This window comes from Paenochrobactrum gallinarii (assembly GCF_014205685.1).
Lineage (GTDB): Bacteria > Pseudomonadota > Alphaproteobacteria > Rhizobiales > Rhizobiaceae > Paenochrobactrum > Paenochrobactrum gallinarii.
Genome location: NZ_JACIIU010000076.1, coordinates 1 through 1,472, shown reverse-complemented (window position 1 = coordinate 1,472; position 1,472 = coordinate 1). Strand labels below are relative to the sequence as shown.

The following is a 1,472-nucleotide window of genomic DNA, read 5'->3' as shown; positions in this document are numbered from 1 at the left end:
TCCGCGTCCCGGATTGCAGCTGTTGCAAGCGCGCTTGCGGCTCAATCATGATCTTTCCTTCAAATCGGGTGCGGATCATGGTGGCAACAAAGCCTGTCGACTTTCGTAAGGGCCATGACGGGCTTGCTGCATTGGTCAAAAATGAATTGCGCAAGGATCCATTCACGGGAACAGTATTTGTCTTCCGTTCGCGCAAGGCAGATCGATTAAAGCTGATTTACTGGGATGGCACAGGCATGGTGCTGGCTTATAAGCGTTTGGAAGCACATAACTTTAGCTGGCCAAAGATCCGTGATGGGCTGATGTCATTGAACCACGCACAGTTTGAAGCCTTGTTTGCAGGACTGGATTGGCGGCGCGTCCGCGCTGTGGAGATACGAGCGCCGATCACTGTTTGACAGACAATAGAATGCTCTAAAAATAGCTGCGGCACGATGACTCTGACAGCATATTCAACAAGCAAATCAAGGCAGAATTTGGTAAGATCGGTCCATGTTAAACGCAGCTGATCTTCCGAATGATATTGCTGAACTCAAAGCGCTGTTAATCGCAGCAACTGCGCTTGGGGCTCGTAAAGATGAGCGCATTGAACGGCTGGAGAAACTGGTTGCAGCCTTCAAACAGGCAGCTTTTGGGCGCAAGTCAGAAAAGGTCAATCCAGAGCAGTTTGATCTGGCACTGGAGGATCTGGAAACTGCCATTGCGCAGATCCATGCAGAGGACGAAGCTGATACAGCTTCGATCAAACGAACATCCAAGACGCGTTCCGTCAATCGTGGTTCTCTGCCAAAACATCTGCCACGTATTGATGAAGTAATTGAGCCGGAAAGCCTGATCTGTACCTGCGGTGGCTGTCTGCATTGCATTGGCGAGGATGTTTCTGAGCGACTGGATGTGATCCCTGCGCAGTTCCGTGTCATTGTCACGCATCGTCCCAAATATGCATGCCGTGCTTGTACGGATGGTGTCACACAAGCTCCAGCACCAGCCCGATTAATTCCGTCAGGCCTACCAACAGAGGCAACTGTTGCTCATATATTGGTATCCAAATATGCCGACCATCTTCCGTTGTATCGGCAAGCCCAGATTATGGCCCGTCAGGGCATAGATATTGATCGCTCTACGCTGGCCGATTGGGTCGGACGGGCAGCGTATGAATTACGACCTGTCTTTGATGCGCTGATTGCTGATCTCAAGCGATCGAACAAACTCTTCATGGATGAAACGCGGGCACCCGTGCTTGATCCGGGATCAGGAAAGACCAAGACAGGCTACTTCTGGGCTTTGGCACGTGATGATCGGCCATGGGCCACGTATGGGGGCGGCAATGCACCGCCTGGTGTTGCGTTCACCTATGCGCCGGGACGTGCAGGACAATATGCGGAACAGATATTGCAAGGCTTCACAGGCATCCTGCAGGTCGATGGCTATGCAGGCTATAATCGGCTGATCGCACCAGAGCGTGTTGGACC

At 51.9% G+C, this 1,472-nt stretch carries 2 protein-coding genes; both read left to right on the top strand.

Going from position 1 to position 1,472, the window contains the following annotated elements:
• Nucleotides 1-47: 47 nt before the first annotated feature.
• On the top strand, nucleotides 48-398 hold the full coding sequence (gene tnpB / locus FHS77_RS16030; RefSeq protein WP_075657656.1) for an IS66 family insertion sequence element accessory protein TnpB: 351 nt from the start codon (nucleotides 48-50) through the stop codon (nucleotides 396-398).
• 94 nt (nucleotides 399-492) lie between these two features.
• Nucleotides 493-1,472, top strand: a 980-nt coding sequence (gene tnpC, locus FHS77_RS16025; protein WP_184224911.1) for an IS66 family transposase, incomplete at its 3' end; no start/stop codon positions are given.

Excerpts from the sequence above, each read along its gene's own strand:
- tnpB (WP_075657656.1), top strand. The coding sequence starts at position 48 with ATGATCTTTCCTTCAAATCGGGTGCGGATCATGGTGGCAACAAAGCCT.